Here is a 26,021-nt window from a genome sequence, read left to right on the forward strand (position 1 = left end):
CTAAAGTTCTGTGGTACGTTGTTGTCCTACTCGAAAGCGGAGGCAATATGAGGCAGCACCCTGCGAGACCTTGGCACGGCGAGTTCACAGACGAAGGCCTTTCCGCTGTTAGGCACGCCATTCCGCTCGGCATTCATCTGAGCCAAACTCGCAGCGCGAACGCCCACACGGCGTACGACGACAAGGATGGCGACAGGTACGTATATGGAGCCGGCATGTCCCGGGGTGTTTACAAGGAGCTCGTTCAATTGCTGAGTGAAGTGTCCGGGTTTCGAGAGGTCGAAGTGGAGGGAAGTCGCAGAAAGCTGATCGCCATCGGCAATGTCCATTTATATCCGCTGCGCATCGGGCCAAAAATGCCTCGAAACTACCATCGCGTGCGTGTGGCGTATATGCCCGAACAGCGTCAGGAGATGTTTCGGGCTTCGAGCACGACGAAATTCGATGAGCCCGCACTGTTCGACGATCCCCACTTATCGACCGCAGACGACCCTGCGAGCATTAGCGAGGCTCTCGCACACCAGAACCGCATCGACGAGCGCAAGGCGCTCCTGGTCGCTTACTACAGCTGCACTCCCGCGGGAGTCGGCTCGATCTACTTGGCACCAGCCAAACTGTCCGGCACGCATTACCTCGAATTTACTTCGCCGGAAAGTCTCAGTTACGTCGTGGAGGCTGAGACCTCCGCAACACAGCCGGCAACTACTGTCAGCTCAAGAACGTTTGCAGACGGCACTCGTCCGCGTACCGCAGCCAAGCTTCGCACCACCCCGAAGGATCCTGATACTCAATGATTGACGCCGTGTACTCCGACTTCGACCGGACATCACTGCTAGAAATCGCGAGGGTCTTCGACCCGTCGCGGCTGATCCAGGCCCGCCAACTGAGCCGACTAACGAAGACTGATCTGCATCGGGCGGTTGGGGTTTCAGCTGCGGCGATCGGCCAGTATGAACGCGGAGAGGCGACGCCGCGCGTTGACACCTTGATCTCCCTGTCCAAGGCACTCAACGTCCCCCCGAATTTCTTTGCGCTCGGACGGCCCCGCGCACGGCTAGACGTCGCTCAAGCTTCCTTTCGCAGATTGCGAGCGACGTCCGTGGCGCAGCAGCAGCAGGCCGTTTCATACGTCGAGCAGGTATGGGAACTCAGCAGTCATCTGGAGCGAAGTGTTGAGTTCCCGGAGCTGAATCTCCCCCAGTGGGCGATGGCAGATGAACCTGAGATGGCAGGGCGCCCCGATCCCATCACGGCCGCTCGCCACATCCGGAATCACTGGGGGCTTGGCGTCGAGCCGATCAAGTTCCTTGTTTATGAACTTGAGCAGCACGGCATCCTCACTGTGTTCTTCTCGATGAAGGAGGATGAAAACTCGGACGAAAAAAGCCACATCGACGCTTTCTCGACGAGTTCACTTCCTCGGCCGATTATCGTTCTTACGCCTGACAAAGCAGACGATGTGATGCGTCACCGGTTCTCGGCCGCACACGAACTGGGCCACATTGTGTTACACCGTTGGCGCCCGGGGTCGAACGCGGAACTTGAGCGGGAAGCGGATGCTTTTGCAGCAGAGTTTTTGACGCCGCGGGACGTCATCAAAACCGAGTTGCCGACACGGTTCAACCTTGGAAAGCTCGAGGAGCTCAGCCTTCGTTGGGGAGCGTCGATCAAGTCACTTGTCTTCCGCTCAAAGGAGCTCGAACTCATTTCGGAGGCCACGGCGCGCCGGGCGTACGTCACCCTCAACTCGCTGACAAAGGACGGAACCATTCGACCGCGACCGGTGGAGGATTTCCCGGGTGAACAACCCGAACTGCTCAAGAACGCCCTGGACGTACTAGACGAAGTAGGCATCCCGATCTCGCAGATCGCCCGCGAACTGCATGTCACGCCCAAACACGTGCGCCGACTCACTGGGATCAAGGACGCGCGGCCAAAATTACGCTTGGTTCGGTAGGCACATTCGGCTGGTCGGGTCGGGAACGCTCGGCGGGAACCCTCAACGGGACAGTCGATGCTCGAGTGCCTTTTCCGGTGGAGGATCGTCCGCCCATGACTCGGTGGCCACCACTGATACTCTGCATCGACACCGAAGGCGTCATCGAAGTAGCGAGAACTGGAGTGCTCGATGGTGTGTACTACAGGGTGCGCACGGCCCCGCCTGTCCAGTAGATGTCTGCTCGCCGTGCTACATTTGGGAGATCACGATCAGCCCGTTGCCGCAAGGCGCGGGCTGATTTTCTTTTAGGAAGAGCACATGGTGGAGTACACGAAGAAGTGGCTGTCGCTCGATCAGCAGGTTGATCGGCTGATCGATCGAGGACTCGAGGTCGAGGACCCCGGCCGAGCCGCAGCATTGCTCAAGTCGATCGGCTACTACCGTGTTACGGGCTACCTCTACCCGTTTCTTCAGTCGGACGAGTGCGTGGACGATGAAGGCCAACCGCAATTCAGAATTCTGAACAAGTACCGGCCGGGCACCGCCTTGCATCATGCGGAGTCCATCATCGACTTCGACCGACAACTGCGCATCCTGGTACTGGAGGGTGTGGAGCGCATAGAGGTCGCCGTGCGCATGCGAGCCGGCTATGTCCTCGGGAGGTCTTCGGCGTTCGCTCACGAAGACCCCGCGTGCTTCGATGACTCTTTCACTCGACCGGGTACCGACAGCCGGGACCCGCACTCCAGTAAGCACGTGGAGTGGCTGAAGCGAGTCAAGGACCGGCGGGACAACTCTGACGAAATGTTCGTCGGGCACTTCCGCACGAAGTACGAGGACCGCATGCCGATCTGGGCGCTCACTGAGCTGCTCGAGATGGGGCATCTCTCCACTCTCTTTCGCGGGATGCTCCAGAAGGACGCGGAGGAGCTTGCTGACGCCTTTGGCGTCTCGAAGAAGAAGCTAATGACCAGCTGGCTCGCCAGCTTGAACTATGTACGGAACGTCGCAGCACACCACGCCCGGCTCTTCAACCGGAAACTCCAGAATGCGCCGTCGCGACCAACGGTAGGGACCGTGCCAGTGCTCGACCACCTCCGAGCGCCCGATGCACCCAAGCAGGATTTTGGAACCTATAACGCTCTGGCGGTCATCGCATACCTCTTGCAGTCGATCGAAGCGGAGCCGGTGTGGGCCAATCGCCTCGGCGAGCTATTACGAGAATTCCCGGCGTCGCACGCCTTGACGATACAATCGATGGGTGTCCCCGAGAACTGGGAGTCGCTCAACCTCTGGACGAAGTAGAGCCGGGCACTCGCTTAGTCTCGAGAACGGCCTTACCGAGATGATCCATACGAGACTTGCCTTGTGAGACCCAAGAGGCCATGAGATCTCAGTGTTGGGGAGCGTCTCGTCAGAGTGATATCCACGAGACGATCATCCTCAGTCATTCGCGGCGCACCAAGTGCCGCGTCGGCTGGGGAGGCTGGTTGGCATGGATGAAACCACGTTGCTCGCGGGCATGGTCGACAACTACGACGAGCAGTACCGCGGCACTTCTGACTCGGAGACGTCTTCGTACACGGGGTGGAGTTCGGACGGAAAGAACACCCCGAACCGAGACGACCACCAACACGTGCACCGACGCGGTCGGTATCCGTCGCGACTACGAATCCCACGACGATGACGGTCAGACTGGGACGTCGTCGATCATCATCAATGACGCATGTGGCATCTCAACTGGTCCAAGAATCGTTTGTAAACATCGCGATCAAGACGACTCCCTGCTACATCGAGGAGAACGCCAATGGAATGCTCGTTTACAAGGCGAAACTAGACATCAGAAAGGTATCGGCGATCTCGAGATCGCGGGTCGCCGAACGCTGAACGGGCAATGCCTGAAGATACGCAGGCGAAACCCCGTCGGAACCTGGAACCGTGTCCTGAAGCAGCGAGGCACCCCGAGCGCTCGCTCGAAAGCCCCGGAAGATCTGCCGATCTGCCGGGACTTTGCGTACACGTCTTCCGACCAACAATCACGGAGCCAGTTCTAAAGCGTTCGGGCCGGCGTCGCCCCTACCAAGCCCGCCGCCTCCGCCAGCAGTTCTACCGAACGCAGCTGCCCTGCCACTCCGGGACTCTGGTGTGCCACGATCAGTTCGTCCGCACCGGAATGCGCTGTGAACCTCGTCAGGTAATCGACGACCGCGTCAGGGGTGCCAACAGCCGAGTACTTCATCATCTGGGCGATCTGCTGGCCTTGAGGGGACTCCAGGATGAGATCCGCCTCGTCATCGGTGAACGTCCGACCCCTGCCCAGCATCAGGACCACCCGTTCACGCAACGTCGCCCGGAACATGTCCTGGGCCTCGCCGTCGGTGGCGGCCGCCACGACATTCACGCCGACCATGACATGCGGTTTCTCGAGCTGGGCGGAGGGTTCGAACTCCCGTCGGTACACGGCGACCGCGTCGTGCAGCGCGTTGGGTGCAAAATGTGAGGCGAAGGCATATGGCAGGCCAAGAGCGGCGGCGAGCTTCGCACCGAACAGCGATGACCCCAGAATGTACAACGGAACGTCGGTGCCCTTGCCCGGGATCGCCTCCACACCGGGAATCCGGGTCGGACCGGTCAGGTAACCCTGCAGTTCAAGGACGTCCTGAGGGAAACTGTCCGAAGAACTCGGGTCACGGCGCAGCGCCCGCATGGTGTTCTGGTCACTGCCGGGCGCACGCCCCAGGCCGAGATCATCCGCCCGGGGTGCAGGGTCTCCAGGGTCCCGAACTGTTCGGCGATGGTCAGCGGCGAATGATTGGGAAGCATTACACCGCCAGCACCCAGACGGATGGTCTCGGTGTGAGCTGCGACATGCGCGATCAGCACGCTGGTCGCCGACGAAGCGATCGAAGACATGTTGTGGTGCTCGGCATACCAAATCCGGCGGTAGCCCAGTTCCTCTGCCCGGCGCGCCATGGCCACGCTGCCGGCAAAACTCTCCGCGGCGGTCTGCCCGGGTCCGATGGTCGCCAGGTCAAGAATGGAAAGCGGAACAGTCAAGATCTACCGGTCTTTCGTCGAGCGGCTGCGCCGAGTGGTTCGGGGTCTATGGACAATCGGCCAGATACCGCTGATCCATACCCCGGCACAACGCGGACAAACGTCCTGGATTCCACTGAGCTGTACCGCGAAGACAGGCAAGCCTACCCCGCTGGGCCAGGGCATTTTCGGCTGCATCACCAACCGCGAGGTGATGCCTGACACCCCTCACGACGACCTTGACGGCACCCCAGTCGCGCAGAACGTCCGCTACCTCGTGTCCGCTTGTGACAAGGACGCTTAGTCGTCCGGTGGGTTCTCCGCCGGAGCGCTCAAGATGGCCGGCACGGAGGCCGGTGACCTCTACATCGTCGACACGAAAGAGACCCTCGCCGCCAACAAGGTGAAGTAGACACCGGACGACGAAATGCCCCATTTCTGCCGACAGAGCGCGACCACGATGTTGTGCCGCGCATTACGTTGCTACTACGCATCACACGGGGCAGCTTCCTTCAGAATGTTCCAGCACTCCACCAGAGAACGGCATCGATCGCGGTAGTCGGGGCGGCGGACCAGGATCCGAGCTGACGGGCGAGCATGGCACTCCGATCGGGGGGCGACCGGCCGGGCCGCCTTGGATGGGAGGTCGAATTTCGCTCGCCCTCCGAGGCCCCCAGCCCAGGTCCACATTTTCGAAGGATACCTACGCCGGTATCGAGATGTCGGGGGCTGTGTGGCGCGTACGGAAGCCCCCGCGAATTTGCACAACTGCGGGGATCTCGGTGCCGGCAAAGATTTCGAGGTCGTTGAGTGAACTGTCGACGATGTCGCCGACGATCTGCGGCGACGCGCCCCGTCGGCAGGTCACCTGGATGGAGAGTATCGGTGTGCGGTGAACCTTATATGCGGAGACATGGGAGGCAACGAGCCCGGGTTGCCGAGACAGCACCTCGTTGAGGATGTCGGCGGCGACTGCCGCATCGATGATCGTCGTCCCGCCCTTGACGGCATCGTTCACGATGAGACGATTCGTGCGTCCGCGGCCTTGCCGGAGGATGAATATGGCGAGGAGGACGATCCCGAGGAGGAGAACGGCAACGGCGCCGGCAGGGAACCAATTCGGCGAGGACTGCGTGGCGGTTGTCCCCTGGAGCAAGGTCTCGATCCCCGTGAGAACACCCGGCGCGATCTCGTCCCACCCTTCGGCGAGGGCTGGGGAGGTGGCCAGTCCGATGGCTGCCGCACCAAGCACGACCGCGGTCAGGCCCACGAGCAGAAGCAGGAGGCGATTCGCGAAGCGATTCGTACTGTTCACGCACCTACCTTCCCCTCACGGGCGATGGACAGACGGGGTGGTTCCAACGTGGGCTGGAGTTGGTAGGAGTCGAGTTCGTCGGTCACGACGTTGAGCACGGCAGTCCGGTCGAGGAGAATCCCCGACGTCGGCGTAAGCCGGACTTCGACACGCTTCCGAGACACGGTGACGCGTACTTGGTCGAGGCCGATGCCGGCCGCGGAAGCGGCGTGCCGGGCGAGCGCCGAGGCGATGACGTCGTCATCGACAAGGATGACCGTGTGCGTTGACTCCAGGATGTGTCGCCCCCGGCGGCCAGGAGTCACTGCAAGAGCGATGAAGGCCCAGCCGGTCAGCGCGATCACCAGACCGCCACCGACGAGACTCGCGGCAGGCAGCGAGGTGATCTCGACGAGCGCTGTCGCCATCACGCTGGGCGCCACCAGGATGGGCGGCCGGTTGAGCATACCGAGGACGATCTCTACGGCCAGCCAGGCGAACGTCGATATCAAGACGATCGCCAGGATGATGGCGGCGACCGATCGGGGAGAGCGGGTCTCGCGGCGACGGATACGCTGGTAGGTGGACCGTCGGCTGCTCATCTGACGCGAGCCTCGGGCCGCATCGTGGCGCCGGTGAATCGGATCGTGATGTTGCCGAGGGTGGAACCGGTCAGAGCTGCCACGCGATTGCGAAGCAACTGCTGGGCGCGCTCGGAACGGTCCAGGAGCGACCCGCCCGACCGCTCGAGCAAGCGGCCGGTGCCCCCTGACTTGCGCAGCTCCGTCACCGGAACGCTGGTGCTGACGCTCACAGCAAGCGCACCTCCTTCGTCATGAAGTTCCACGCGGACGGTTTCCGTCCGAACGCCGAGGCCCTCGGCGGCGACTGCGGAAATGACGCGGCTCAGCGCGCGCGGCGTCACTCGCGTGCGACCTCGCGATGGCTCGGCGTCAGGCTGACCCTGGATGGTCATGACGAGGAACGCTTACCCCGTACCGCGTCGACAACGCCGCGGACGTTGAGCTTGCCGTCCATGATGCGGCCAGCCAGACCACCGACGAGCATTGCGCCCGCCACGAGGACAAACGCCCAGAACCCGAGAACGATCCACGTCAGGGCGAGAACCGCTCCCACGAGAATGCCAACTCTGGTGGACGAAATCATTGCACCCGGGCCACCACGACAGGAGCAGACTGGTCGTCGCCATCCTCAGAGGCGATATACACGTCATTGATCGTGATATTCACCTCTGTGACCTCCATACCCACCAAGGTCGAAATCGCGTTGATGACCGCAGCGCGCACATCGTCGCCAACCTTCTGCAGGGGCACTGGGTAGTCCGCGACGATGCTGACGTCAACAGCAACCTGCGTCTCGCCGACCTCGACCCTGATGCCCTGAGAAAGGTCTGTAGTGTTCATCGCATCGCGGATGGCACCCATCATGCGCGCCGCCCCGCCACCCAGGCCATGGACACCAGCAGTGTCACGCGTTGCAATGCCTGCGATCTTCGCAACCACACCTTCGTTAATCGTCGTCTTGCCGTGTCTCGTTTCGATGCTTACCGCGACGGCCGGCGTGGACGTTGTATCTGCCATGCTCTCTTCTCCTCGATCATCGGGGGTCGCCCCGCCGGGACGACCGTGTACGACTGAGGCAACGCGCGATGTGCGCGCTGAACTGCGGAGGATCTCGTCGGCGCTGTCTGATGGAGCGGCTCCCGACCTTTGCGCGGTGCGACATTGTTCCCAGTCACGTTCCCCATGGTCGGGATGCTACGCGCACGATGGCGACAAGTAAACGGGCCGAAGGTCCCGCGAAAATCGTCGCTGGGTTTCTCCCTTGATCGGGAAGATATCGGGAAGCTACCTACATTGCGCTGCTGTCGAGGCTGACACCTTCTCGCGCGTACTCCTCCAGCCAAACCAGCAGGTCGGAATGACTCATGGGGGCTGCTGCTGGTCGATGCGGGGCCGGGGGTGTTGGCCGAGCTGGTGGCCCGGCACGACCTCGCTGATCTGCGCGCGATCGTGGTCACGCACCCGCATGCCGATCACAGCCTGGACCTGATGGCGCTGGCCTATCGGTGGACGTTCCCGGTGCGGTTGCCGCGGATTCCAACCCCTCACCTCGCGCCGGCCGTCATCTCCGCTGAGCCCTCAGGCTCGAGCCTGCCCGCCATAAAGAACACGTTGACTTGGCCCTCGTGGTTGGAGACCAGGTTGGCATTCCGATCGCCGCGAGCCACCCTGTCTTCGACCGCATGCCGATGGCTTATGGACCTTCAACAGTGTGCGTAAGCGTGTGAGCGGAGTACCATCGCGGTCATGAAAGTGACCGAGACCCGAAGCGGCGGGTTCGCTGGTATCCCACGGCGCTGGCAAGTCTTCCTGGAGAAGGAGCCCGACGAGGAGTCGTGGCTGGCCTTGCTCCGCAGGCTCCCGTGGGACGATTTGCCTCGTGACGCCCCCCAACCGGACCGCTACCTGTATCGGATCAATTGCGAACCGGACGAAAGCGTGTTCCGGGAACCGCGGGAGGCGCTCATACCGGAGCAAGACCTGACTGGGGCCTGGCGCGAACTGGTCGAGCGAGTCTGTAAACGAGACGAGCAGGAACATCAGCCTCGGCCCGAGGACTGAAGACTTCGTCAGGCGGGTCTCCGACCGCTACGGTGCTGGCCACCGACCTCAAACGTTCTTCGGACCGCAGATCAGCCTTGGCGTTCGTAGAACATACGTGAGGCTTGCTGGGGACAGCATCGCGAGTTTCGTCTGAATCCGCTGGAGTCGCCCGGACAGGGTTTGTGACTTTTGTTGGAGGGCAGCGCCTCCCGTTCAATCGTGACCAGTCCACCGGCGCACTGGGGGCGCTTCCTCAAAGCCGTGCGCTTCAATGCGGCAACGACTTGCAAGTCGACTTGGGTTCTATTTGCTCCGGCGGATTCGAGTGCCGCTGAGATGACGTTGACGTCTTCAAACCGGATCAACCGATGACCGCGACGGATGGAGTTGAGGACAGAATGCTGCCGCACGGCGCGAGCGAGAAACGCGGCAACATATGCGGTGAGAGAGATCGACTCACCCGTGTCGCTGCGATGCTCGTGAATGGACCTTCGTCCGTAGTCCATAGGCGTTCCGGGCGGAAGGCGGCACCGGGTGCAACAGCTATTGCAGACGGAATGGCAGCTGGGAACGGCCGGACGGCCCTCGTAGCGGTCTCCCCGCGTGCGTTCCAGGCCGGCGGCGTCGCCGTCGCTGAAGTTGTCCGAGACGCTCATGTGTCGGGGCCTTTTTGGGTCCCTTTTGACAAGCGAACAACGGCAAATATCCACATCAAATGATGAGTGCTCATCCGACGCGATCGCCCTTGCGGCCGTATGATTACTGGTATCCACAACTAAAGACGGCGCGGACCCGCACTTCAGCGTCTGTCAGGGGGTCAGGGGTTCGAATCCCCTCAGATCCACCAAAACCTCTGGTGAGCGATAAGTTCTCAGGGGTTCTTTTCTTTCGGAAAGCGCCTCCGGGGCCTTATTGGGGCCTTAATGATTTTCATCGAAGGTTCCGGGGACCACTCCCGAGGTCGCTCAGTCGGCCGAAAGTGCTGCGAACGGCGGTCGTGCCCACCTGGTGGTATTCGAGCGGTCGCTCCATCTGCTCATTGGTCCGTGCGACGAGTAGAGGAGAAAGACCCTTTCACGGAATTCTGAGCCCATTGAGGGACTTTCGCCCTTGTCGCCGCACCGCATGCGCTCGTAGCTTCAGACGGTGCGGTCGCAATCTACTGACAACGTAACCTCTCCATGGACTCCACCGCCCCCGCCGCAGCCTAGATGGGGCGGGTCATCTCTCTGGACTGCGATCGCCGCCATAGAGGTTGCGCTCGCTATCACGACAGTGATTCTGGACCTGTTCATCCCAGCGCTGGTCCTGCTCGTACTTGGTGCGTTCTCGTTAGCGCTTCGGCGACAGAGCCTCAAGACGCTCGGAGTGTGCCGCCCGCCTGCAGGCGCCTCCAGAATGATCATCCACGTCGCCCTGCTGACGCTTGGCTGGAACATCCTCACCTTCCTCCTGTTCCTTCCGTTGCTGGAGCTCGCAACCGGTACCGAACAGGATGTGAGCGGGTTCGCCCCGATACAGGGCGACTTCCGTCTGTTGCTCCTCATGCTTGCGCTGTCATGGACTCTCGCAGCCGTGGGTGAGGAGTTCGCGTTCCGCGGCTATGTTCAGACGCGAATGCGCGAGCTGCTCCCGGGGCGTTGGGGGCTCGCCACAGCGATCATATTTTCGTCGTTGCTGTTCGGGCTGGTACACACAGAACAGGGAATTGTCGGAGTGATCGTCACGACCGTCGATGGTGTTTTCTTCAGCCTCCTGCGCTACCAGTTTCGAACGCTGTGGGCAGCCGTAACGTCGCACGGCGTTAGCAACACGATGGGGCTTATCGTCTTTTTTCTGTTCGGCCCGGTGCAAGCTCCCTGGTGAGCAGTCGTGCTCAGGCGGGCACCATCAAACCTCGAGTTCGCCGGGTGATCATGTGCCCCGTCACCCGGAGCGCTCATGGACTTTACCTGCAACAGGTTGTTGGAGCCGTCGACACGCAGAGAGAGGAATCGCTGGGGAATTGTTGGCTATCGCCAACCGTACTTGTGAAGCGTATGCGGAGCAGCGCGCGCCTCACGGAGTCGGATTGTCCGTTCGCACATCAAGTCCGAGCGTCGAGAGCACCTTCGTCGCCCAAGTCTCGGCGCGTTGGAGTTCCCCTTCCAGAAGGGGACCTTCATACCCATGCACGCAAAAGGTTTCCTGCTTCACCGACGTTTCGAATCCGAGGGACCGCAGTTCATGCCTCGCCGCTTTTGCGGCTGAGCCAGGGAGGCGCGGCTTGTCGACTCGAGTATCGAACGCGACGGCCGGAACCTCTGATTCAACCCTGTCGAGTGCGTTAAGCCACCCCGGATGCCCCTCGTTGGTGCGTGCGGTGCAGAGTGAGATTTGACGGCTTCGGCGCGCGTCGCGGGCCGTGTCATCGAGAACGCCTGCGTGGGTCCACCAACGACGACAAGACCGTAGCCGCTGGCCGATCCGGGCGCAGAATCGGAGTCCATGACGTCCACGGTGCCGACGGGGGTTAGAACCTTTCCAACGACCCGAGCGACTTTTTCCGTATTGCCCCACAGGGACTCATAAACCACAAGTGCTTGCACTGTTGCTCCTCAGATTGAGCGACCCGCGAGGGTCCCGGTTATGGAGGACAACGGCCTCCGATGGTGCGCTTAGGTCTCTTGCCTATGCCCAAGCTGTTCTGGCTCACCGGTCGAGGCACGGATAGAGGCTTCGCTGCGTTCCGCACGGCGGCGGGCCCCGCTCACACCGAAAAGGTAAATGGCGTCGAGGACCCCTAGCGTGTTCGAGATGAGCAGTGTGACGAACCAAGACCTGCTGTCATCTTTTGCCGCGCGCCAGAGCGAGGCGCCCTTCCACGCGAGCGTCCATGCCACAAGGGCGACGAGAACCGAGCGGCCAACTGTGCCACGCGTGTCCACTAGATGAGTGGAGCTACTAACCTGATAAATCTTCATGACGAGCCAATCTCGTGGTGGTCCCCCTGCGCAGGTCCTGTTACTAAGCGGGGACGACACGGCGGAACGCTGCATCGGTCGAACTCCACTGTGCCACGGAAGGGGAAAGGTGGTAAGCCCTCGTCGCATAAACGGCACTGGCTCGCCGGAATCGGGACTTTCGCCCTGTCGCATGCCCGCTGAGTGAACTTCACTGGGAATGCACAAGCCGAATTGGGGAAGGGAAAACACTATGCACGGCTCGCAATTTCGGGCGGTGATCTATTGGACGCTCCTCGTGGTCACCATCTTCAACGTCGTGTCCGCGATCGGTGGCGGGGTCGCCATGCTCGTCACAAACGGGCTCGGGATGCCCGTCGCCAGCCTCGCAGGAAGCCCGTTTGATTCCTTTGTGTGGCCGGGAGTAATCCTGATCGTGGTGGTTGGGGGAACGCAAGCTCTCGCGGCGGTACTGCTTCTGTTGAGGCGCGAGTCGGCCTTGCTTTGGTCAGCTGTGGCTGCACTGGGAATGCTGATTTGGATCTTTACTGAAACTGGTTTGATCCGGGGATGGTCGTGGTTGCAGGTTGTCTACTTCGCCACCGGAACGGCGCAACTCGTGTGTGTTCTTGCTTTGCTCGGTGTTGCTGCCTGGCTCCCGCGGGAGCCGCTGAGGGAACCGGTGACAAGCGCCTTTCAGGTGACACCGCGCACGGTCACCGGCATCCGGTCCCGCTCTGCCCGGCGCGCCTCGCAGCCGCGCGCGGAGCAGGTACAAGCGAGGTCGTCATAATGGTCCCGGGACGTATGACAGAAGGGCGCGCGCGTAATTGTGCGAGACGGGCCGTGGGGCTTCTTCTTCCTTGTGGCCTGGGTGGGTGCTGCTATCTACTTCGTCTCTGAGTCTGATGGCTCATTCTGGGGCGTTATTCTCGGCCTGCTGCAGGCGATCGTCTGGCCGGCGTACGTCGTCTTTCATGCGCTGACGTTGATGGGTGTCTGATCGCGGGCACACACAGCCGGGCAGCGAATGTTCGCTGACCGGCGACCGGAACAAGAGAAGTGAGGAACGAACGATGGACACACCAGACATCGAGGGAGCCGTCCAGATTCTGCCGGCGCTGGAGGACCACCAAGTCGACCCGACCACCGAGCGGGTACTAATAGCAACCGACGGGGGAGACGCGGGAGAATCGGCCGTGCGATGGGCCGCAAACCGCTCGAAGCTCCATCGCCTCGACATCGACCTCATTTCCATCATCGAGGTCGACCCGATCACGAAGAAAAGTTACGGGGAACAGCTCCACGAGGAAGCTGAGGTCGCGGTGGATCACGGGCGGAAGCGACTGCTCGCGGCTACGCCGGGTTCAGACATCCACACAGAGGTCGTTTTCGGTGACGCACGCTCAATCCTCGACGAACTGTCCGCTGAATTCAACCTCCTCGTCGTCGGCAGCAACCGCACTGGCCGGCTGACTGGTTTGCTTGGCAGCACTTTCTCCGTGAAGGTTGCGGAGAGTGCCCGTTGCACAGTCGTCGTTGTCCCCAAGAACTGGAGCCCCTCTCAAGGACCGGTCGTCGTGGGGATTGGAATGGACGATTCCGATCAGCGTGTGCTGGCATATGCGGTCCATGAGGCTCGAGTGCTACACGGCCCGGTGAGGCTTGTCCACGCATTGCAGCTGCCAGCATATTTTCCTTCAAGGGCCAGCACAGGCCACGGGGGAGACATGAATGACATCGTCGAGAGGCACACCTCAGCTCTCGACGATCTTGTCGCAAACCTGCGGGCTCAGAATGTGGACCTGGAGATAGAAGGAGTGCTTTCCGTCGATGATGCAGGCGAAGCGCTCCGGCGGGAGGCGAAAGGGGCCACCATGCTCGTGGTGGGAAGTCACGCCCGGAGTGCCGTGGACCGGTTCTTCGTCGGCTCGGTGAGCCGTGACATCCTCTGGAGGCCGCCCTGCCCGATCGCCGTAGTTCGTGCGCATGAGCCGGAGTCGGCGTCACCCGGTTCGGCGAGCGGTAAGTAGCGTCGGAACGACTGGATGAAGCAATCACGGCGATCTCCGCGAACCGTTCGGCGGCTACCCAAGTCGAACCGCGCATCGGCATCCGCGAACAGGGCGCGCACCCGGTCGATGGCCGCGGCGTCGGCATCCGCCCGCAGCGAGACGACGGTTCCCATCGTCTCGAACACCCACGGCGTACGCATCAGAACCCTGCCGCGTCGAGGGCGGACTGTAGCGAACGGAGGTATCCGTCACTTGTGTAGGTCGCGCCGCCCACCGTGGCGACCGAGGCCGACTGGGCCGCGAGCACCTCAGACCGCAGCACAGGTACCGCCCGGTTGCTGATCGCGACCGAACGACGGTCGTGGTCGGTGGCCTGCAGGGCTGTGACATCGGTGATGGTGCCGTTCACGACGGTGACCTGCACCTGCATGGTGCCGAACGGAGTCGAGACCGCTGGGCCGACGAAGGTGCCGTCGGTTGCCGTCTGCGGAGCGACCGGTGCCGTCGTGGCCGGGTCGCTGCGCCCGGTATCCGGGGTTGTCGCCGTTCCCGCGACCGATGCCACGGGTGGCGATGTCGTGATTGTGCCCACCTGCCAGCCGACGACGAGGACAACGGCTGAGGCGAAGATGCCGCCGAGGAGTGCTCGTGTCCTCACCAGTCGAACCCTTCTATGTGGAGTTGGAGGTCGGGCAGACCTGCATCGCATGCTGCTGCCACAGCGAGTTCGGTCCATTCGGCGGGGCCGCAGATGTTGAGATCGGAGGAGCGGAGATCGGGAAAGATGGTCTGAATCGACACTCCCCGGGCGGCGTCCGCTGCCGAGAGCCACGACGCGCTCTTCGCCGGCCGCGGCCCGATCGACACATAGAGGCGGGCGCCGTCTCTACTCGACAACGCCTGCATCTCATCCCAGAGGAACATCCGACCGTCGGCCGAGTAACGAAGCAGGATCGTGGCTTCACCTGGTGCCGGCGTGCTCTGCTCGAGCAGGGCCCGCACCGACGTCACCCCGATACCCGACGCGAGGATGGCGAGTCGCGGCGCCGTTCGGGCCTGGTCGGTGAAGAGCCCGTATGGTCCCTCGAACGAGACGCGGGTGCCTGGCCGGACCGCGAGCATCCGCTCCGTTCCGGCTCCGAGCGCGCGCACCGTGATGCGGGCGGCGTCGGGTGTCGGCACCTCGGAGAGCGAGATCGGGTGCGAGTGCCACCAGAGTCCATGCCCCCAGAAGCGCTACTGAAAGTATTGTCCGCCTCGCGCCTGCAAGCGGTCGAGGTTGCGGCCCGTGAGGTGAAGCGAAGCCGTGTCGGCCGAGTGCCAGACTACGGAATCGACGCGAACCGTGTGTCGAAGTGACGACACGATGGGCTCGAACACCCGGAATGTGAGGATCGACCCAAGCGGCGAGCACGTAGAGCCCGATCCACTAGCCCCGCAGAACGGTGCCCTCCGCGAGCACGCCGCCGGCGCTGAGCTGGTGCGGGAGCGCGGTGAGCACGGCTGCATAACCAAACCACACCTCATACGGGAACCGGCGCCGAACCGCGACGAGCGAGGTGACGACGATGAGGATCAGCAGCCCGAGTGCGATGAAGGCGAGGGGCATGTCGGGCGTCGCGAGCAGTGAGTACATTTCGGCAACCGGGTTGATGCCCTCGGTCATCGCGTAGCCAGCGAGCAGCAGCACGGCATGGCCGAGGAGCAGGTACAGCGCCGGTTTGCCGAGCGACCGGTGCGTTGCGAGGGCCCGGTCGTGGCCGATGGTCGCGTCGACGACGGGGATGCGCGCCGCGAGTATGAGCATGACGAGAACAAAGTTCGTGCCGACGAGCCCCGCGAGGATGCCCGAGCTCGTGACCGTCTCGGCCGGGGTGGTGAAGTCGCCCGCGCCTCCCTCGCTGAGGAACAGTGTTGCGGCAAGCGGACCGGACGCCCAGAGGGCGATGACAGGGAGTCTGCCCGGGCGAGACGGCGGCGCAACCGGCGCGCGGCATCCGTGTGGTGACTCCGGCATCCTGGCAACCCTCGACTGCCCGGCGCGAACCGAGGGGACGGTCGGCCGTTCGAGCTGCGTCGTCAGGTTCGCTCCTTTCACGGGTGCCTGGGACTACAGGCTCCGCCCGGAAGCTATGAGCGCACTATGAGACGGGTGGCGGAGAACTGTGACTTGCACGTCGCACTCGTAGGCGGGTCGGTGCGGCCGCGGCCTGAGAAGAGGAATGACCCTGGAAACCGAGCGCGTTCGAAGTGTTCTTCACGCCAGCGATGGTTCCCGCCGGTGCGATGACCGCCGCACGAGTTTCTCTGCCTCTACGATGAGTAACACGCTGGATCCGACGCCGAGACACACGGCCCATTGCCACGGGCTGAGCGGAGTGAGCCCCAGGATTTCGGCTGACACAGACCATTGCATCGCACCCCAGTGTAGGAGTAGCGCTCCGACAGAGGTGAACAGCAACAGTTTGTTGCCGAGCGGGTTCAACTGGAACAGCGAGCGATATTGGGCCCGGGCGCTGAGCACCTGGAAGAAGTTCAAAGCCACGAACACGGTCAGAGTGAACGTACGAGCCTCAACCTCTGGCATCCCGCTCTCGAATGCCCAGGTGAAGACGACCAGAATGGCCACGGCCATCCACGTCGCCGTAATTCCAGTGCGATACCAGAGCGTGCGCGACAGGAGACCTTCGGTGCGGTCCCGAGGTGGCCGTTTCAGCTCGTCACCCTCGGCAGCCTCGAGCGCGAGGGCGATGTCCTGCACCCCGTTTGTGACGATGTTGATCCACAGCATCTGCAGCGGAAGAAAGAGCAAAGGCTGGTTGAGCACCACATTCGCCGACATGGCAAGAAGTGCAGCAGCACCGGTCGACAACAGGAAGAACGTGGCCTTGCGAATCGCCGCGAACGTGACACGGCCCTGTTCGACGGCATGAACAATCGTGACGAAATTGTCGTCGGTCAGCACGAGGTCAGCTGATTCGCGGGCGACATCGGTGCCAGACCGGCCCATGGCCACTCCGATGGCTGCAGCCTTCAGCGCCGGTGCGTCATTCACGCCGTCACCGGTTACCGCGACGACGTGGTCGGCGGCCTGCAGCAGGCGCACGATACGCAGTTTGTCCTGCGGTGTCACCCGCGCGGCCACACTGACTTCCGCAAGCCGTACGGTCAGCGCATCGTCATCAAGTTCTGCCATCTCGGCCCCGGTGAGGGGAGGCACGTCGGTCGGCAGCCCCAGGCGTTTCGCGATCGCAGTCGCGGTCAGCGGCTGGTCGCCGGTGATCATCTTCACAGCGATCCCGGCTTCCTGGCAGGCACGTATTGCGGCTGCCACGTCAGCGCGAGGTGGGTCCGACATCCCCTGAAGGCCAAGAAAAGTGAGCCCGCTCGGTGTGGGAAGCGGCGACGATAGTTCCTCACCCGGCTCGAGTGTTCGGGTGGCCGTCGCGATAACACGCAGCCCGTCAGCAGCCATCCGACTGTTGGCGTCCTGGACAAGTTTATGGTCGAGTTCGCTGGTGCCGGAGTGGCGGGCGAGGGAATCCGACATCGAAAGCAGAGTGTCAGCGGACCCCTTCACGTGCAGGACCCGTCGGCCGCGCTCGTCGACTCGAACCGTCTGTGAGTACCGGAGATCCGGTTCGTATGGCATATGGGCGCGGGGGGTCTCCGCGCGCTCCTCCTCGCTCAGCACACCGAACTCGAGCGCCGTCCGGGCCATTGCGACGTCGACGGCGTCACCGGTGAGTTCGGAGTGAGATCCGCCTCTCGTCGCCTCGTTTGTGAGTGCCCCGGTCAGCAGGACCGCCTTTATCGTCGGAGACTCCGTTGCTTGCCCGTCGGCTGCTGTCACGTCGACGGTGGAATCCGGTGTCCAGATGCGCTCGACGGTCAGCCGATTCTGGGTGAGGGTTCCGGTCTTGTCCGATGCAATGACGGTTGTGGAGCCAAGGGTTTCAACCGACGGGAGCGTACGGAGAATCGCATTGCGCGTCGCCATCCGTGAGACTCCGACGCTCATCGCCACGGTTAGGACGATTGGCAGGGATTCCGGGATGGATGCCACGGCAAGGGCAACAGCGGTTCGAAACATCTCCGAGATACTGTTTCCGGTGAGCACTCCGGCGACGAACACGGCGGTCACGCTGACGAGCACGATCAGCCCGATGCGCCGCTCCAGCTTGTGGGTGAGCATCTGGAGCGGGCCCGTGCCGGCGGGTCCTTGAACGAGCGCGTTGATCTCACCCAATTGGGTGTGAACACCGGTCGCCGTCACAACACCCACTCCACGGCCGCTCGTCACAAATGTGCCGCTGAACGCCATGTTCGACCGCTCAGCAGAGGGAGAGTCGACCGGCACGGCGGCGGAGCGCTTGCTGGCCGCGACGGATTCGCCTGTGAGCATGGACTCGTCGACCCGCAGGGCGTTTGCCTGGAGAAGGCGCATGTCCGCTGGGATCCGTTCACCGCTTTCGATGAGCACGATATCGCCGGGCACCACGTCGGCGGCCGACACGACGTGCTCCGTGGCGTCCCGCAACACCCGGCAGGTATCGACGGAGAGGGACTGGAGTGCACGCACGTCGGCTTCCGCTTTGCGTTCCTGCCAGAACCCGAGAGCGGCGTTGAGGCCAAGAATGAGAGAGATTGCGATCGCATCGACTGGATGGTCGGTGGCGGCGGAGATCACTGCTGCTATAACGAGGACACCGATCACCGGGCTCAGGAACTGGCGCAGCAGGACACGCCACCACGGCGTCGAGCTCGCGTAACTCAGCTCGTTTGGCCCGTACCGCTGCAGTCGGCTTTCGGCCTCGGTTGAACTGAGACCATTCTCTGAGCTCATCAGCTCGCGAAGTGCCTCCTGGCTGTTAATCAAGAACCATTTTCGTTGCGCAAGGAGAGCGGGGTCTGCGTCAGCCGCTCGTTGTGTCGCCATGACCCCTCCCGGTGAGTGGGGCTTCCATGCTAGCCGTGGCGTAGCGCGGGTTCGAGGCCCATGAGGCACCTACTCGGAAGCGACGCTGGCGATTTCGCGCGGGGATGGCCACTTCCGAGGGACCCGTTGTCGCCACGAGCGAACTCGCAGAGCATGTGCGGGCCATCTATGACCGCCACACCGCCGGTCGCGGTCCAGTCCGGCCGCCCCATCATTCCCTTTGTCGGGATCCACGAACGTCCTCCCACAGCAACACCGCCTTCCCTATGCCAAGGTGACGAGACCGCCGCAGAGCACTGCCAGTGACATCGCGATGTCGGGAACGGCTGTCACCATGCGTGGCCACGCTTCGATGAGCGGCAGACCCGTCGCCCACAGGGGTATGAGGACCGCGGCGGCAAGCGGGAGCAACAGGTCAACTCCAACCGACCCAGCCGTCATCCGGCGCCGGTGAGGGCAGGAGATGCTTTCCTTGCCGGACTTGTGTTGAAACTCGCTCAAGGCCAGCCGATTGAGAGCGCGTTCCGCACAGCCGTCGCCGCGGGAAGTGCCACCGCGATGAGGCCAGGCACCGAGCTCTGTTCTGCCGACGACGTTGCGAGGTTAGAGCGCGAACTCGAGTTCACCTGAGTGGAGGGTTGGCGCAAGAGGGGGTTGTCCTCGGGAAGAGACCGGAGAGCGGGGTATCGGTTAACCGGTTCCCGAAACGGGGGTCCGTTGACCCAACCGGATCAATGCGATCCCCACGGCGATGAACCACACCCAAAGCAGCACGCCGTACCCCCAATAGAACAGCGGCGCCGCATGACGCAGCGCTTCACTGACGATCCCCAGGGCACCGGTCACAACCCCAAGCCAGGCGACGACGCGCGGCAGCACACCGCGGGTCATAACGATGGAAATCAGTAGGATGCCGGCGGCTGAGAGTACACCGACGATGGCAGGTGTGTTGTTCTCGGCTACGATCGCCTCGGCGGCTGTGGCGAACCTGTCACGCTCATGGACGGATGCCTCGGAATACCGGTCGCTGAGGTACACCAACGATAGCGAGCCTCGGCTCGTCACCGGGATCGCGAGGATCAGCGCCCACGAGAGCCCGCCGATCACGCTGGCGATCAGAGCAAGGCTCTTGTTGATGGGCTCGAGCGCGACGAACAGTGCAACGAACACCAGCACAGCGAGCGCGTTCGGCAGAATCCAGAGAATCTGCTCCAGCACGTAGGGCACCGTGTTGGCGGCGATGAACTCGAGCGTTGCTGTACCTCCGTGGACCGGCGGGGGCGCGATGAAGTCCACGATGAGCGCAGTGATGAGCAGCAGCACGAAGAGGATGGATGAGATTCCCGCAATGAGGTATAGCGAACGCCACGTCTGTTGGCCAGTATCGGGCCGTATCGCGGACTTGATGGTCATGATTCTTTCCCGTCGGCATCCCTACGAGCTGGTGATCCGGTCTGAGGCACGATCAGTGTCGGCTGCTGGCCGTTTCGTGAACAGGTCTCGTGCGACGGCGCCTGCGACCAGTCCGATACCCGCGCCGATCGCAGCACCAAGCGCGATGCCCGGGGCACCGGCGATCGCGACGCCGATGGTGAGGCCGGCTCCCGCGCCGAGCGCTATTCCCAAACCGGGAAGGGCCGGATAGAGCGACGAGTTCGTTCCTGAGTGTGTCATGCCGCCACGCTAGTTACTTTCGACCGCTTGTGACAGTGACTTAGGTCACAGCGTCTGGACGGAAGGACGCTAGTGCTTTGTTTCCGCGACCGTGCGGCCACGTTGCGATGCGGTGACAGCCGAATCTCGGTTGTCGAGTCGACCGCCCACAGCACGCAGCGCGGCGAGGATTGTCGCCAGGTCGACGAGCTCCTGAATGATGGCGCCGGCGACCGCAGGAATGAAGCCGAAAGCGGCGATCAGCATCAGAACGACCGAGATCGCAATGCCCAGCCAGATGCTCTGCAGGGCAATCCGCACGGTGTCACGTCCAATGCCGACTCCGACCGCGACCCGGGAGATGTCGTCAACGAGGATCACGGCATCCGCCGATTCGCTGGCGGCCGTCGCCCCTTTGGCGCCCATCGCGATGCCGACGTCCGCCGCAGCGAGTACAGGCGCGTCATTCACGCCGTCACCCACCATGATCACCGGCCGTTCCGCGAGGCCGGCCACCTCAGCCACTTTGTCTGCCGGCAGGCACTCCGCACGCACGCGGGTGATGCCCAGCTCGGATGCCACGTGCTGCGCCGTTTGGACCGCGTCGCCGGTCAGCATCATCGATTGCCGGACGCCCAGAGCCTCGAGCCGTTGCAATGTGGCACGCGCATTGGCCCGCAGCGGATCGCTGGCCATCAAAGCGCCGGCGTATGCCCCGTCGATCGCCACGTAGACGGCCAGTTGGCCGGGCCCGATCTTCGTGCGCCGCGCATCCGGGGCATGCTCGGCGACGAACGCGAACTTGCCGACAACCACCTCTCGACCGAGCACTCGTGCAACCACCCCGTTGGTGGCGGCCTCACGTGCGTCCTCCGCTTCGTGCAGCGGGAGTCCACGGTCCTGCGCGGCCGCGATCATCGACGCGGCAAGCACATGGGATGAATACTGTTCGACACTGCCGACGAGGGTCAGCACCTCGTCGGCAGTGAACGGGGGCTCCGACCGCACACCGGCAAATGCCGGTGCGCCGTGAGTCAACGTGCCGGTTTTGTCGAACACGACGGTCTTCGCGGCTGACAGCTGCTCGAGTACTCCGCCGCTCTTCACGATGATTCCGTTTCGGGCTGCCCGGCTCATGCCGCCGATAAACGCCACCGGCGCGGCAATCAGAAGGGGGCACGGCGTGGCGAGGACCAGTACTTCGGCGAACCGGACCGGGTCACCACTCAACGACCAGGCGACAGCCCCAAGAGCCAGCGCGAAGATCGTGAACGGTACGGCGTACCGGTCCGCGAGCCGAACAACCGGCGCCTTGCTCTCGGCAGCGCGGGCGACCAGGGCGACGATCTGTTGATATTGGCTCCCCGCGGCGGTCTCCGTCGCACGAATCTCGACAGCGGCTTCACCGTTGACGACACCGCTGAGCACCGCGTCGCCCGCATGTTTTTCCACTGGAATACTTTCGCCCGTGATGGAGGATTCATCGAAGGTCGTCTCGGCGGAAAGTAATACGCCATCGACCGGCACGATCTCCGACGGGCGCACGAGCAGCACGTCGCCCACATTGACTTCAGAAACGGGCAGGTCCCGGTAACCGCGCTCAACGGCGAGGTGGGCCAGTTGAGGCGCCCGGCTGAGCAGGGCATCCAGTTCGCGTTTGGCTCGCTGATTCGCGTACGCCTCCAGCGCTTCGCCACCGGTCAGCATGAGGACGACCAGCAGTGCCGCGATGTACTCGCCGACGAGAACGGTTGAGACAATGGCGGTCACAGCAAGGATGTCGAGCCCGAACTCCCGGCGAAGCATCGCCCGCACCATCCCGACAGCCTGCCACCCCGCCACGGCGAGGGAATACGCGCTGAACAGCCACGGCACCAGCCAGCTGGCGCCGAGAAACGCCAGGATGATTCCAGCGAGGCCCACAGCGATGGTGAGCGTGACCGGCCAGAACCGGAGAGCCAAACCTGCGACGCGGGTCATAACATCAGTCTGTCGGATAGACCGCCGCATGTCAGGATCTTCCGAACTGCGGTCAGGTTCCGTTCGAGTCCGGCGGCCTTATCGACGACGTGCGTGGCGTCCCTTCAGGGACAAGGGGTGGCCTACCTGAGCGCCCGGCTCCTAGACTCGCTGACGTGGCCCAGGAAGCGGAGTGGACTCGGCGCTACGAAGCCGTCATCTTCGACTTGGACGGCGTCGTCACCGACACAGCCACGGTGCACGCGGCCGCATGGAAGCGTCTTTTTGATGAGGTGCTGCCCCTGCTGAAACCGGATGCTCCACCCTTCGAAGAGGTCGAGGACTACCGTCGGAGCATCGATGGTCGACCTCGCGAAGACGGCATTCGCCTGTTCCTCGCTTCGCGCCGGGTCACACTTCCTGATAAAGCTGAGAACCCAGAACTCGCCTCAGCGACGTCGCCGACAGTACAGTCCTTGGCCGTTCGCAAACAGTACTTTTTCGAACGGGTGCTCAACGAGAACGGGGTGAGCGCCTATCCGGATGCGGTGACGCTCCTGCACCGTTTACGGCAGTGCAGCGTCCCGACAGCTCGTGTCACGTCGAGCCGGAACTGTGGGCTGGTGCTTCAGACGGCCGAAATCGCGCATTTGTTCGATGTCACCGTCGACGGCATCGACGCGCAGCGGATGCACCTCCCGGGCAAGCCCGATCCGGCCGCATTTCTGGAGGCCGCCCGGTAGTTGCATGTGACGGCGGCTGAGACGGTCGTGCTCGAAGACGCGAACTCAGGGGTGGCTGCGGCGGTGAACGGCGGTTACGGCTGGGTGTCGGCGTCAGCCGGCATGGTGTGGATCAAGACCTGCTGGCGGCCGGCGCCCACCTGATCGTCACCGATCTGAGCGACCTTGACACCCGTCTCGCGGACACGCACCCGGGCTGGGGCGGTGGAGAGTCGCAGAACAACCCGTGGAGACTGCACTACATCGGTTTCGATCCGGCAACGGAGCCGCTGCGCGAAACTCGGTGCACGCTGGGCAACGGCTAGTGGGCCTCTCGCGGTGCCGCACCAGAAGCGAATTCGGCGGCGCCGCATTATGCCGGCACCTACCTCGCCGGCGTCTACAACCGGCTCCACACCCGCGTCGATGGCCGCAGCTTCGAAGACGAAAGCCTGGTGAACGCCCCGAACTGGTTGCCCTTCAGGTTTCGTATCGGCGATGCAGACACCTGGTTCGACCTTGCGAGGTCCGAACTCCTCGACTACGAGCAGACATTGGATCTCGGGCGTGCCGTGCTCACTCGCGCCTTCCGAACCCGGGATTCGGCCGGCGGCATCACGCGCATTACTCAAGAGCGGTTCGTGTCGCAGGAGGATGACCACGTGGCGGGCCTCACGGCGACATTCGAAGCCGAGAACTGGTCAGGTCCGGTCGTCTTCCGCTCGGGATCGGAGGGCCGAGTCGCCAACCGCAATGTCTCCGAATACCGTCTCCTGGCCGACACTCACCTGGTACCGCGCGCAACCACCGAGCCGGACCCTGACACGGTGTTGCTCGAAATGGAAACCTCCCAGTCCGGGATCCATATTGCGATGGCCGCCCGTACGCGGACGCTCGTCGGCGGTGTCGTCCAGCATCCGCCACGCCGTCTGATGACAGATCCTTCCGGCTGGGTCGCCCATGAGATGTCACTGGAGGCGGGAGAGGGGCAGCCAGTGACGATGGAAAAGACAGTGGTCGTCTACACCTCCCGCGACAGGGCCATTTCATCACCCGCGCTTGCGGTGATGAAGCGCATACGCCGACTGCCTGATGTTGCGACGCTCCTTACCGCGCACGAGTCGGCATGGCGAGTCCTGCGGAACGAGTTCACGGTGCTACTCGCAACGGATTCAGAGCAGATCGAGAAACGCCCGCAATTGGCGCTGAACGTCAATACATTCCACGTACTGCAAAGCGCCGCCGCCGTCACGGCCGACCTCGATGCCGGGCTTCCCGCCCGCGGCTTACACGGTGAAGGATATCGGGGACACATCTTCTGGGACGAGATGTTCGTCTACCCGACGCTCTCTTTGCACCGTCCTGAGATCACTCGGGCGCTGCTCGGTTACCGCTATCGCTGGCTCGGTGAAGCACGGGAGGCAGCACGACGGGCAGGTCACAAGGGGGCGATGTTTCCCTGGCAAAGCGGCATTGACGGGCGCGACGAATCCCGACCGAATCGTTCAACCTGCGTGACGACAGCTGGATGCCCGATAATTCCCGGCTCCAGCGGCACGTGGGGCTGGCCATCGCGTACAGCGCGTGGAAGTTCTACGAATCCACTGGCGAGATCGGCTATCTGGTCGAGGAGGGGGCTGAGCTGATCATCCAGATCGCCCGGTTCGTCGCCAGCCTGGCCACACACGATGACACAACGGATCGGTACGACATCGCTGGAGTCATGGGCCCCGATGAGTTCCATGACGGATATCCGGACGCTCCCGGTGAGGGGCTTCGCAACAACGCCTATACGAATGTGATGGCTGCCTGGGTGATGCTACGTGCCGTGGACGTTGTCAACGTGCTGTCGCCCCGGTACGCCGACCAGATGTGGAACCGTATCCGACTGCGACCGGGGGAGGTGAAGCAATGGCGTCTCATCGGTAGCCGGCTGCGGGTCCCCTTCCACGCCGACGGCGTGATCAGCCAGTTCGAGGGCTACGAACGACTGAAGGAGTTTGACTGGGCAGGCTACCGCGCCCGCTATGGCGCGATCGGCAGGCTCGACCTGATTCTGGCCGCCGAGGGGGACACCAGCTGAACGGTCTAAAGCGAGTTCGCTGACCGTGGCCGCCCAGAGCCGCCAGTGAATTACTCTCGCGGGACCTTAGGCCCTGCCTTCGCTGGCCGGTGATCTGCACAATGTGAACAGCGAATCAGCGAGTCGAAAGGATCCGGAATGACTGCCTTGAATACCCAACCCCCGCGTAACGACAAGACGATTCAAGCGGCCGTTGAAGAGGAGCTCGAGTGGACACCCGAGGTTAACGCAGCTCATATTGGGGTGGCAGTCACCGACGGCCGCGTGATGCTTTCGGGGCAAGTGGACAGCGTCGTGGAACAGAGCGCCGCTATCAAGGCCGCACTCAGGATCAGCGGTGTCACCGGGGTCGAAGACGACCTCGCGGTTCGCCATCACACCGACTCGACGACGGACGCTGACATTCAGCAAACCGTCGATCGAGTGCTCGAGTGGACCAGTGGTGTCCCCAGCTCGATTAAAGCCAAGGTGCATGATCGCAAGGTCGTCCTCACCGGACAGGCGGATTGGAACTATCAGCGCTTAGCCGCTGGGAAAGCCGTCGAACGGGTCTTCGCAGTGCTTTCGGTCGATAATCAGATCACGTTGAGGCGTCGGCCGTCGGCCGACGACACTGCTGAGCGCATCAAGAATGCCTTCGTGCGGAATGCCACTCTTGACGCGAACACCATCACGGTGAGTGTTTCTGGAAGCGAAGTAACCCTCAGCGGGTCTGTTCATTCGTGGGCCGAAAAGAAACAGGCTGGCCTGGCCGCCTGGGCCTCTCCCAATGTCACGGACGTCAAGAACGAGATCACCGTCGTCGCGTGATC

The 26,021-nt window shown here is 62.8% G+C and carries 31 protein-coding genes and 2 pseudogenes; 18 read left to right on the forward strand and 15 right to left on the reverse strand.

The window, feature by feature from the left end:
• Nucleotides 1-215 precede the first annotated feature (215 nt).
• The 3 genes from BM197_RS05450 (at nt 216) to BM197_RS05460 (ending at nt 3,244) form a co-directional block, all read left to right on the forward strand.
• Nucleotides 216-794, forward strand: coding sequence for a hypothetical protein (locus BM197_RS05450; protein WP_143094999.1), 579 nt, complete (start codon nt 216-218; stop codon nt 792-794).
• Complete coding sequence (locus tag BM197_RS05455; RefSeq protein ID WP_090709537.1) at nt 791-1,957, forward strand: XRE family transcriptional regulator; 1,167 nt, start codon at nt 791-793, stop codon at nt 1,955-1,957. The genes BM197_RS05450 and BM197_RS05455 overlap by 4 nt, the downstream gene beginning before the upstream one ends.
• 300 nt (nt 1,958-2,257) lie before the next feature.
• On the forward strand, nt 2,258-3,244 hold the full coding sequence (locus tag BM197_RS05460; protein ID WP_177216729.1) for an Abi family protein: 987 nt from the start codon (nt 2,258-2,260) through the stop codon (nt 3,242-3,244).
• 745 nt (nt 3,245-3,989) lie between these two features.
• On the opposite strand, the pseudogene BM197_RS05465 reads toward BM197_RS05460, so the two are convergent.
• Nucleotides 3,990-4,996 (reverse strand): annotated as a pseudogene (locus BM197_RS05465) (LLM class flavin-dependent oxidoreductase).
• Here BM197_RS05465 and BM197_RS16065 point away from each other — a divergent pair.
• A complete protein-coding gene (locus tag BM197_RS16065; protein ID WP_143095000.1) occupies nt 4,977-5,279 on the forward strand; it encodes a hypothetical protein in 303 nt (100 codons plus the stop codon). The pseudogene BM197_RS05465 and the gene BM197_RS16065 overlap by 20 nt on opposite strands.
• 399 nt (nt 5,280-5,678) lie before the next feature.
• Here BM197_RS16065 and BM197_RS05470 read toward each other — a convergent pair whose 3' ends face one another.
• From BM197_RS05470 to BM197_RS05490, 5 genes are all read right to left on the reverse strand, one after another.
• The gene (locus BM197_RS05470) at nt 5,679-6,290 is read right to left on the reverse strand and encodes a hypothetical protein (RefSeq protein WP_090709539.1); all 612 of its coding nucleotides are present in this window, start codon (nt 6,288-6,290) and stop codon (nt 5,679-5,681) included.
• Nucleotides 6,287-6,871 (reverse strand): DUF6286 domain-containing protein, encoded by a 585-nt coding sequence (locus BM197_RS05475; RefSeq protein WP_090709541.1) that lies wholly within the window; start codon nt 6,869-6,871, stop codon nt 6,287-6,289. The genes BM197_RS05470 and BM197_RS05475 overlap by 4 nt, the downstream gene beginning before the upstream one ends.
• The gene (locus BM197_RS16070; protein WP_143095001.1) at nt 6,868-7,083 is read right to left on the reverse strand and encodes a hypothetical protein; all 216 of its coding nucleotides are present in this window, start codon (nt 7,081-7,083) and stop codon (nt 6,868-6,870) included. The genes BM197_RS05475 and BM197_RS16070 overlap by 4 nt, the downstream gene beginning before the upstream one ends.
• Before the next feature lie 158 nt (nt 7,084-7,241).
• Nucleotides 7,242-7,436: a DUF2273 domain-containing protein gene (locus BM197_RS05485; RefSeq protein WP_342714552.1), complete on the reverse strand. Its 195-nt coding sequence runs from the start codon at nt 7,434-7,436 to the stop codon at nt 7,242-7,244.
• Nucleotides 7,433-7,870 carry an Asp23/Gls24 family envelope stress response protein gene (locus tag BM197_RS05490; RefSeq protein WP_090709545.1) on the reverse strand — a complete coding sequence of 146 codons (438 nt, stop codon included), beginning with the start codon at nt 7,868-7,870 and terminating at the stop codon, nt 7,433-7,435. The genes BM197_RS05485 and BM197_RS05490 overlap by 4 nt, the downstream gene beginning before the upstream one ends.
• Nucleotides 7,871-8,230: 360 nt before the next feature.
• Here BM197_RS05490 and BM197_RS16820 point away from each other — a divergent pair, with 360 nt between their 5' ends.
• The 3 genes from BM197_RS16820 (at nt 8,231) to BM197_RS05505 (ending at nt 10,762) form a co-directional block, all read left to right on the forward strand.
• The gene (locus tag BM197_RS16820) at nt 8,231-8,572 is read left to right on the forward strand and encodes an MBL fold metallo-hydrolase (protein ID WP_425435689.1); all 342 of its coding nucleotides are present in this window, start codon (nt 8,231-8,233) and stop codon (nt 8,570-8,572) included.
• A 27-nt stretch (nt 8,573-8,599) separates the two neighbouring features.
• Nucleotides 8,600-8,914: a protealysin inhibitor emfourin gene (locus BM197_RS05500; RefSeq protein ID WP_090709549.1), complete on the forward strand. Its 315-nt coding sequence runs from the start codon at nt 8,600-8,602 to the stop codon at nt 8,912-8,914.
• A 1,257-nt stretch (nt 8,915-10,171) separates the two neighbouring features.
• Entirely contained in the window at nt 10,172-10,762 is a 591-nt protein-coding gene (locus tag BM197_RS05505) for a CPBP family intramembrane glutamic endopeptidase (RefSeq protein ID WP_143095002.1), read from the forward strand.
• 791 nt (nt 10,763-11,553) lie between these two features.
• Here BM197_RS05505 and BM197_RS05510 read toward each other — a convergent pair.
• Nucleotides 11,554-11,823, reverse strand: coding sequence for a DUF5652 family protein (locus BM197_RS05510; protein WP_177216730.1), 270 nt, complete (start codon nt 11,821-11,823; stop codon nt 11,554-11,556).
• A 268-nt stretch (nt 11,824-12,091) separates the two neighbouring features.
• Between BM197_RS05510 and BM197_RS05515 the strand changes: the two genes are divergently transcribed.
• The 3 genes from BM197_RS05515 (at nt 12,092) to BM197_RS05520 (ending at nt 13,871) form a co-directional block, all read left to right on the forward strand.
• Entirely contained in the window at nt 12,092-12,631 is a 540-nt protein-coding gene (locus tag BM197_RS05515; RefSeq protein ID WP_090709553.1) for a hypothetical protein, read from the forward strand.
• Nucleotides 12,632-12,670: 39 nt separating this feature from the next.
• Complete coding sequence (locus BM197_RS16235) at nt 12,671-12,841, forward strand: hypothetical protein (protein ID WP_177216731.1); 171 nt, start codon at nt 12,671-12,673, stop codon at nt 12,839-12,841.
• A gap of 73 nt (nt 12,842-12,914) precedes the next feature.
• Nucleotides 12,915-13,871, forward strand: a complete 957-nt coding sequence (locus BM197_RS05520) for a universal stress protein (RefSeq protein WP_090709555.1) — start codon at nt 12,915-12,917, stop codon at nt 13,869-13,871.
• Between the two features lie 181 nt (nt 13,872-14,052).
• Here the strand turns inward: BM197_RS05520 and BM197_RS05525 are convergent, their stop codons facing one another.
• From BM197_RS05525 to BM197_RS16240, 5 genes are all read right to left on the reverse strand, one after another.
• Complete coding sequence (locus tag BM197_RS05525) at nt 14,053-14,511, reverse strand: FMN-binding protein (protein ID WP_245762399.1); 459 nt, start codon at nt 14,509-14,511, stop codon at nt 14,053-14,055.
• Nucleotides 14,508-15,035, reverse strand: a complete 528-nt coding sequence (locus BM197_RS16435; protein WP_218151820.1) for a ferric reductase-like transmembrane domain-containing protein — start codon at nt 15,033-15,035, stop codon at nt 14,508-14,510. The genes BM197_RS05525 and BM197_RS16435 overlap by 4 nt, the downstream gene beginning before the upstream one ends.
• Nucleotides 15,036-15,282: 247 nt before the next feature.
• Nucleotides 15,283-15,870 (reverse strand): ferric reductase-like transmembrane domain-containing protein, encoded by a 588-nt coding sequence (locus tag BM197_RS16440; RefSeq protein ID WP_218151821.1) that lies wholly within the window; start codon nt 15,868-15,870, stop codon nt 15,283-15,285.
• Between the two features lie 240 nt (nt 15,871-16,110).
• The gene (locus BM197_RS05535) at nt 16,111-18,792 is read right to left on the reverse strand and encodes a cation-translocating P-type ATPase (protein ID WP_090709560.1); all 2,682 of its coding nucleotides are present in this window, start codon (nt 18,790-18,792) and stop codon (nt 16,111-16,113) included.
• Between the two features lie 264 nt (nt 18,793-19,056).
• Entirely contained in the window at nt 19,057-19,293 is a 237-nt protein-coding gene (locus BM197_RS16240) for a hypothetical protein (protein ID WP_177216708.1), read from the reverse strand.
• On the opposite strand from BM197_RS16240, the gene BM197_RS16075 reads away from it, so the two are divergent.
• A complete protein-coding gene (locus BM197_RS16075; protein ID WP_245762411.1) occupies nt 19,276-19,422 on the forward strand; it encodes a hypothetical protein in 147 nt (48 codons plus the stop codon). The genes BM197_RS16240 and BM197_RS16075 overlap by 18 nt on opposite strands.
• 60 nt (nt 19,423-19,482) lie before the next feature.
• Here the strand turns inward: BM197_RS16075 and BM197_RS05540 are convergent, their stop codons facing one another.
• The 3 genes from BM197_RS05540 to BM197_RS05550 form a co-directional block, all read right to left on the reverse strand.
• Nucleotides 19,483-20,205, reverse strand: coding sequence for a DUF4386 family protein (locus BM197_RS05540; RefSeq protein WP_090709562.1), 723 nt, complete (start codon nt 20,203-20,205; stop codon nt 19,483-19,485).
• 21 nt (nt 20,206-20,226) lie between these two features.
• Nucleotides 20,227-20,466 (reverse strand): hypothetical protein, encoded by a 240-nt coding sequence (locus BM197_RS16245; RefSeq protein ID WP_090709564.1) that lies wholly within the window; start codon nt 20,464-20,466, stop codon nt 20,227-20,229.
• A gap of 69 nt (nt 20,467-20,535) precedes the next feature.
• Nucleotides 20,536-22,425 carry a heavy metal translocating P-type ATPase gene (locus BM197_RS05550; RefSeq protein ID WP_090709566.1) on the reverse strand — a complete coding sequence of 630 codons (1,890 nt, stop codon included), beginning with the start codon at nt 22,423-22,425 and terminating at the stop codon, nt 20,536-20,538.
• Between the two features lie 155 nt (nt 22,426-22,580).
• Here BM197_RS05550 and BM197_RS05555 point away from each other — a divergent pair, with 155 nt between their 5' ends.
• From BM197_RS05555 to BM197_RS05570, 7 genes and pseudogenes are all read left to right on the forward strand, one after another.
• Nucleotides 22,581-23,147 carry an HAD family hydrolase gene (locus tag BM197_RS05555; RefSeq protein ID WP_218151822.1) on the forward strand — a complete coding sequence of 189 codons (567 nt, stop codon included), beginning with the start codon at nt 22,581-22,583 and terminating at the stop codon, nt 23,145-23,147.
• 6 nt (nt 23,148-23,153) lie between these two features.
• Nucleotides 23,154-23,291, forward strand: coding sequence for a hypothetical protein (locus BM197_RS16445; protein WP_218151823.1), 138 nt, complete (start codon nt 23,154-23,156; stop codon nt 23,289-23,291).
• Entirely contained in the window at nt 23,255-23,452 is a 198-nt protein-coding gene (locus BM197_RS16450; RefSeq protein ID WP_218151824.1) for a hypothetical protein, read from the forward strand. Before BM197_RS16445 ends, BM197_RS16450 begins: the two co-directional genes overlap by 37 nt.
• A 15-nt stretch (nt 23,453-23,467) precedes the next feature.
• Nucleotides 23,468-24,148 (forward strand): annotated as a pseudogene (locus BM197_RS16690) (family 65 glycosyl hydrolase); the annotation flags it as partial.
• Nucleotides 24,149-24,193: 45 nt separating this feature from the next.
• Nucleotides 24,194-24,772, forward strand: coding sequence for a hypothetical protein (locus BM197_RS16695; protein ID WP_281247402.1), 579 nt, complete (start codon nt 24,194-24,196; stop codon nt 24,770-24,772).
• Nucleotides 24,685-25,209, forward strand: a complete 525-nt coding sequence (locus BM197_RS16700) for a glycoside hydrolase family 65 protein (protein ID WP_281247399.1) — start codon at nt 24,685-24,687, stop codon at nt 25,207-25,209. Before BM197_RS16695 ends, BM197_RS16700 begins: the two co-directional genes overlap by 88 nt.
• Nucleotides 25,210-25,347: 138 nt before the next feature.
• Nucleotides 25,348-26,019: a BON domain-containing protein gene (locus tag BM197_RS05570; protein ID WP_090709573.1), complete on the forward strand. Its 672-nt coding sequence runs from the start codon at nt 25,348-25,350 to the stop codon at nt 26,017-26,019.
• Nucleotides 26,020-26,021 lie beyond the last annotated feature (2 nt).

Source organism: Mycetocola miduiensis, assembly GCF_900115155.1.
Lineage (GTDB): Bacteria > Actinomycetota > Actinomycetes > Actinomycetales > Microbacteriaceae > Mycetocola_A > Mycetocola_A miduiensis.

What these genes read in the sequence shown, in the direction of transcription:
- BM197_RS05450 (WP_143094999.1), top strand. Translation starts at nt 216, where the DNA reads ATGTCCCGGGGTGTTTACAAGGAGCTCGTTCAATTGCTGAGTGAAGTG.
- BM197_RS05455 (WP_090709537.1), top strand. Translation starts at nt 791, where the DNA reads ATGATTGACGCCGTGTACTCCGACTTCGACCGGACATCACTGCTAGAA.
- BM197_RS05460 (WP_177216729.1), top strand. Translation starts at nt 2,258, where the DNA reads ATGGTGGAGTACACGAAGAAGTGGCTGTCGCTCGATCAGCAGGTTGAT.
- BM197_RS16065 (WP_143095000.1), top strand. Translation starts at nt 4,977, where the DNA reads ATGGAAAGCGGAACAGTCAAGATCTACCGGTCTTTCGTCGAGCGGCTG.
- BM197_RS05475 (WP_090709541.1), bottom strand. Translation starts at nt 6,871, where the DNA reads ATGAGCAGCCGACGGTCCACCTACCAGCGTATCCGTCGCCGCGAGACC.
- BM197_RS05485 (WP_342714552.1), bottom strand. Translation starts at nt 7,436, where the DNA reads ATGATTTCGTCCACCAGAGTTGGCATTCTCGTGGGAGCGGTTCTCGCC.
- BM197_RS05490 (WP_090709545.1), bottom strand. Translation starts at nt 7,870, where the DNA reads ATGGCAGATACAACGTCCACGCCGGCCGTCGCGGTAAGCATCGAAACG.
- BM197_RS05500 (WP_090709549.1), top strand. Translation starts at nt 8,600, where the DNA reads ATGAAAGTGACCGAGACCCGAAGCGGCGGGTTCGCTGGTATCCCACGG.
- BM197_RS05515 (WP_090709553.1), top strand. Translation starts at nt 12,092, where the DNA reads ATGCACGGCTCGCAATTTCGGGCGGTGATCTATTGGACGCTCCTCGTG.
- BM197_RS05520 (WP_090709555.1), top strand. Translation starts at nt 12,915, where the DNA reads ATGGACACACCAGACATCGAGGGAGCCGTCCAGATTCTGCCGGCGCTG.
- BM197_RS16440 (WP_218151821.1), bottom strand. Translation starts at nt 15,870, where the DNA reads ATGCCGGAGTCACCACACGGATGCCGCGCGCCGGTTGCGCCGCCGTCT.
- BM197_RS05535 (WP_090709560.1), bottom strand. Translation starts at nt 18,792, where the DNA reads ATGGCGACACAACGAGCGGCTGACGCAGACCCCGCTCTCCTTGCGCAA.
- BM197_RS05540 (WP_090709562.1), bottom strand. Translation starts at nt 20,205, where the DNA reads ATGACCATCAAGTCCGCGATACGGCCCGATACTGGCCAACAGACGTGG.
- BM197_RS16245 (WP_090709564.1), bottom strand. Translation starts at nt 20,466, where the DNA reads ATGACACACTCAGGAACGAACTCGTCGCTCTATCCGGCCCTTCCCGGT.
- BM197_RS05550 (WP_090709566.1), bottom strand. Translation starts at nt 22,425, where the DNA reads ATGACCCGCGTCGCAGGTTTGGCTCTCCGGTTCTGGCCGGTCACGCTC.
- BM197_RS16695 (WP_281247402.1), top strand. Translation starts at nt 24,194, where the DNA reads ATGAAGCGCATACGCCGACTGCCTGATGTTGCGACGCTCCTTACCGCG.
- BM197_RS05570 (WP_090709573.1), top strand. Translation starts at nt 25,348, where the DNA reads ATGACTGCCTTGAATACCCAACCCCCGCGTAACGACAAGACGATTCAA.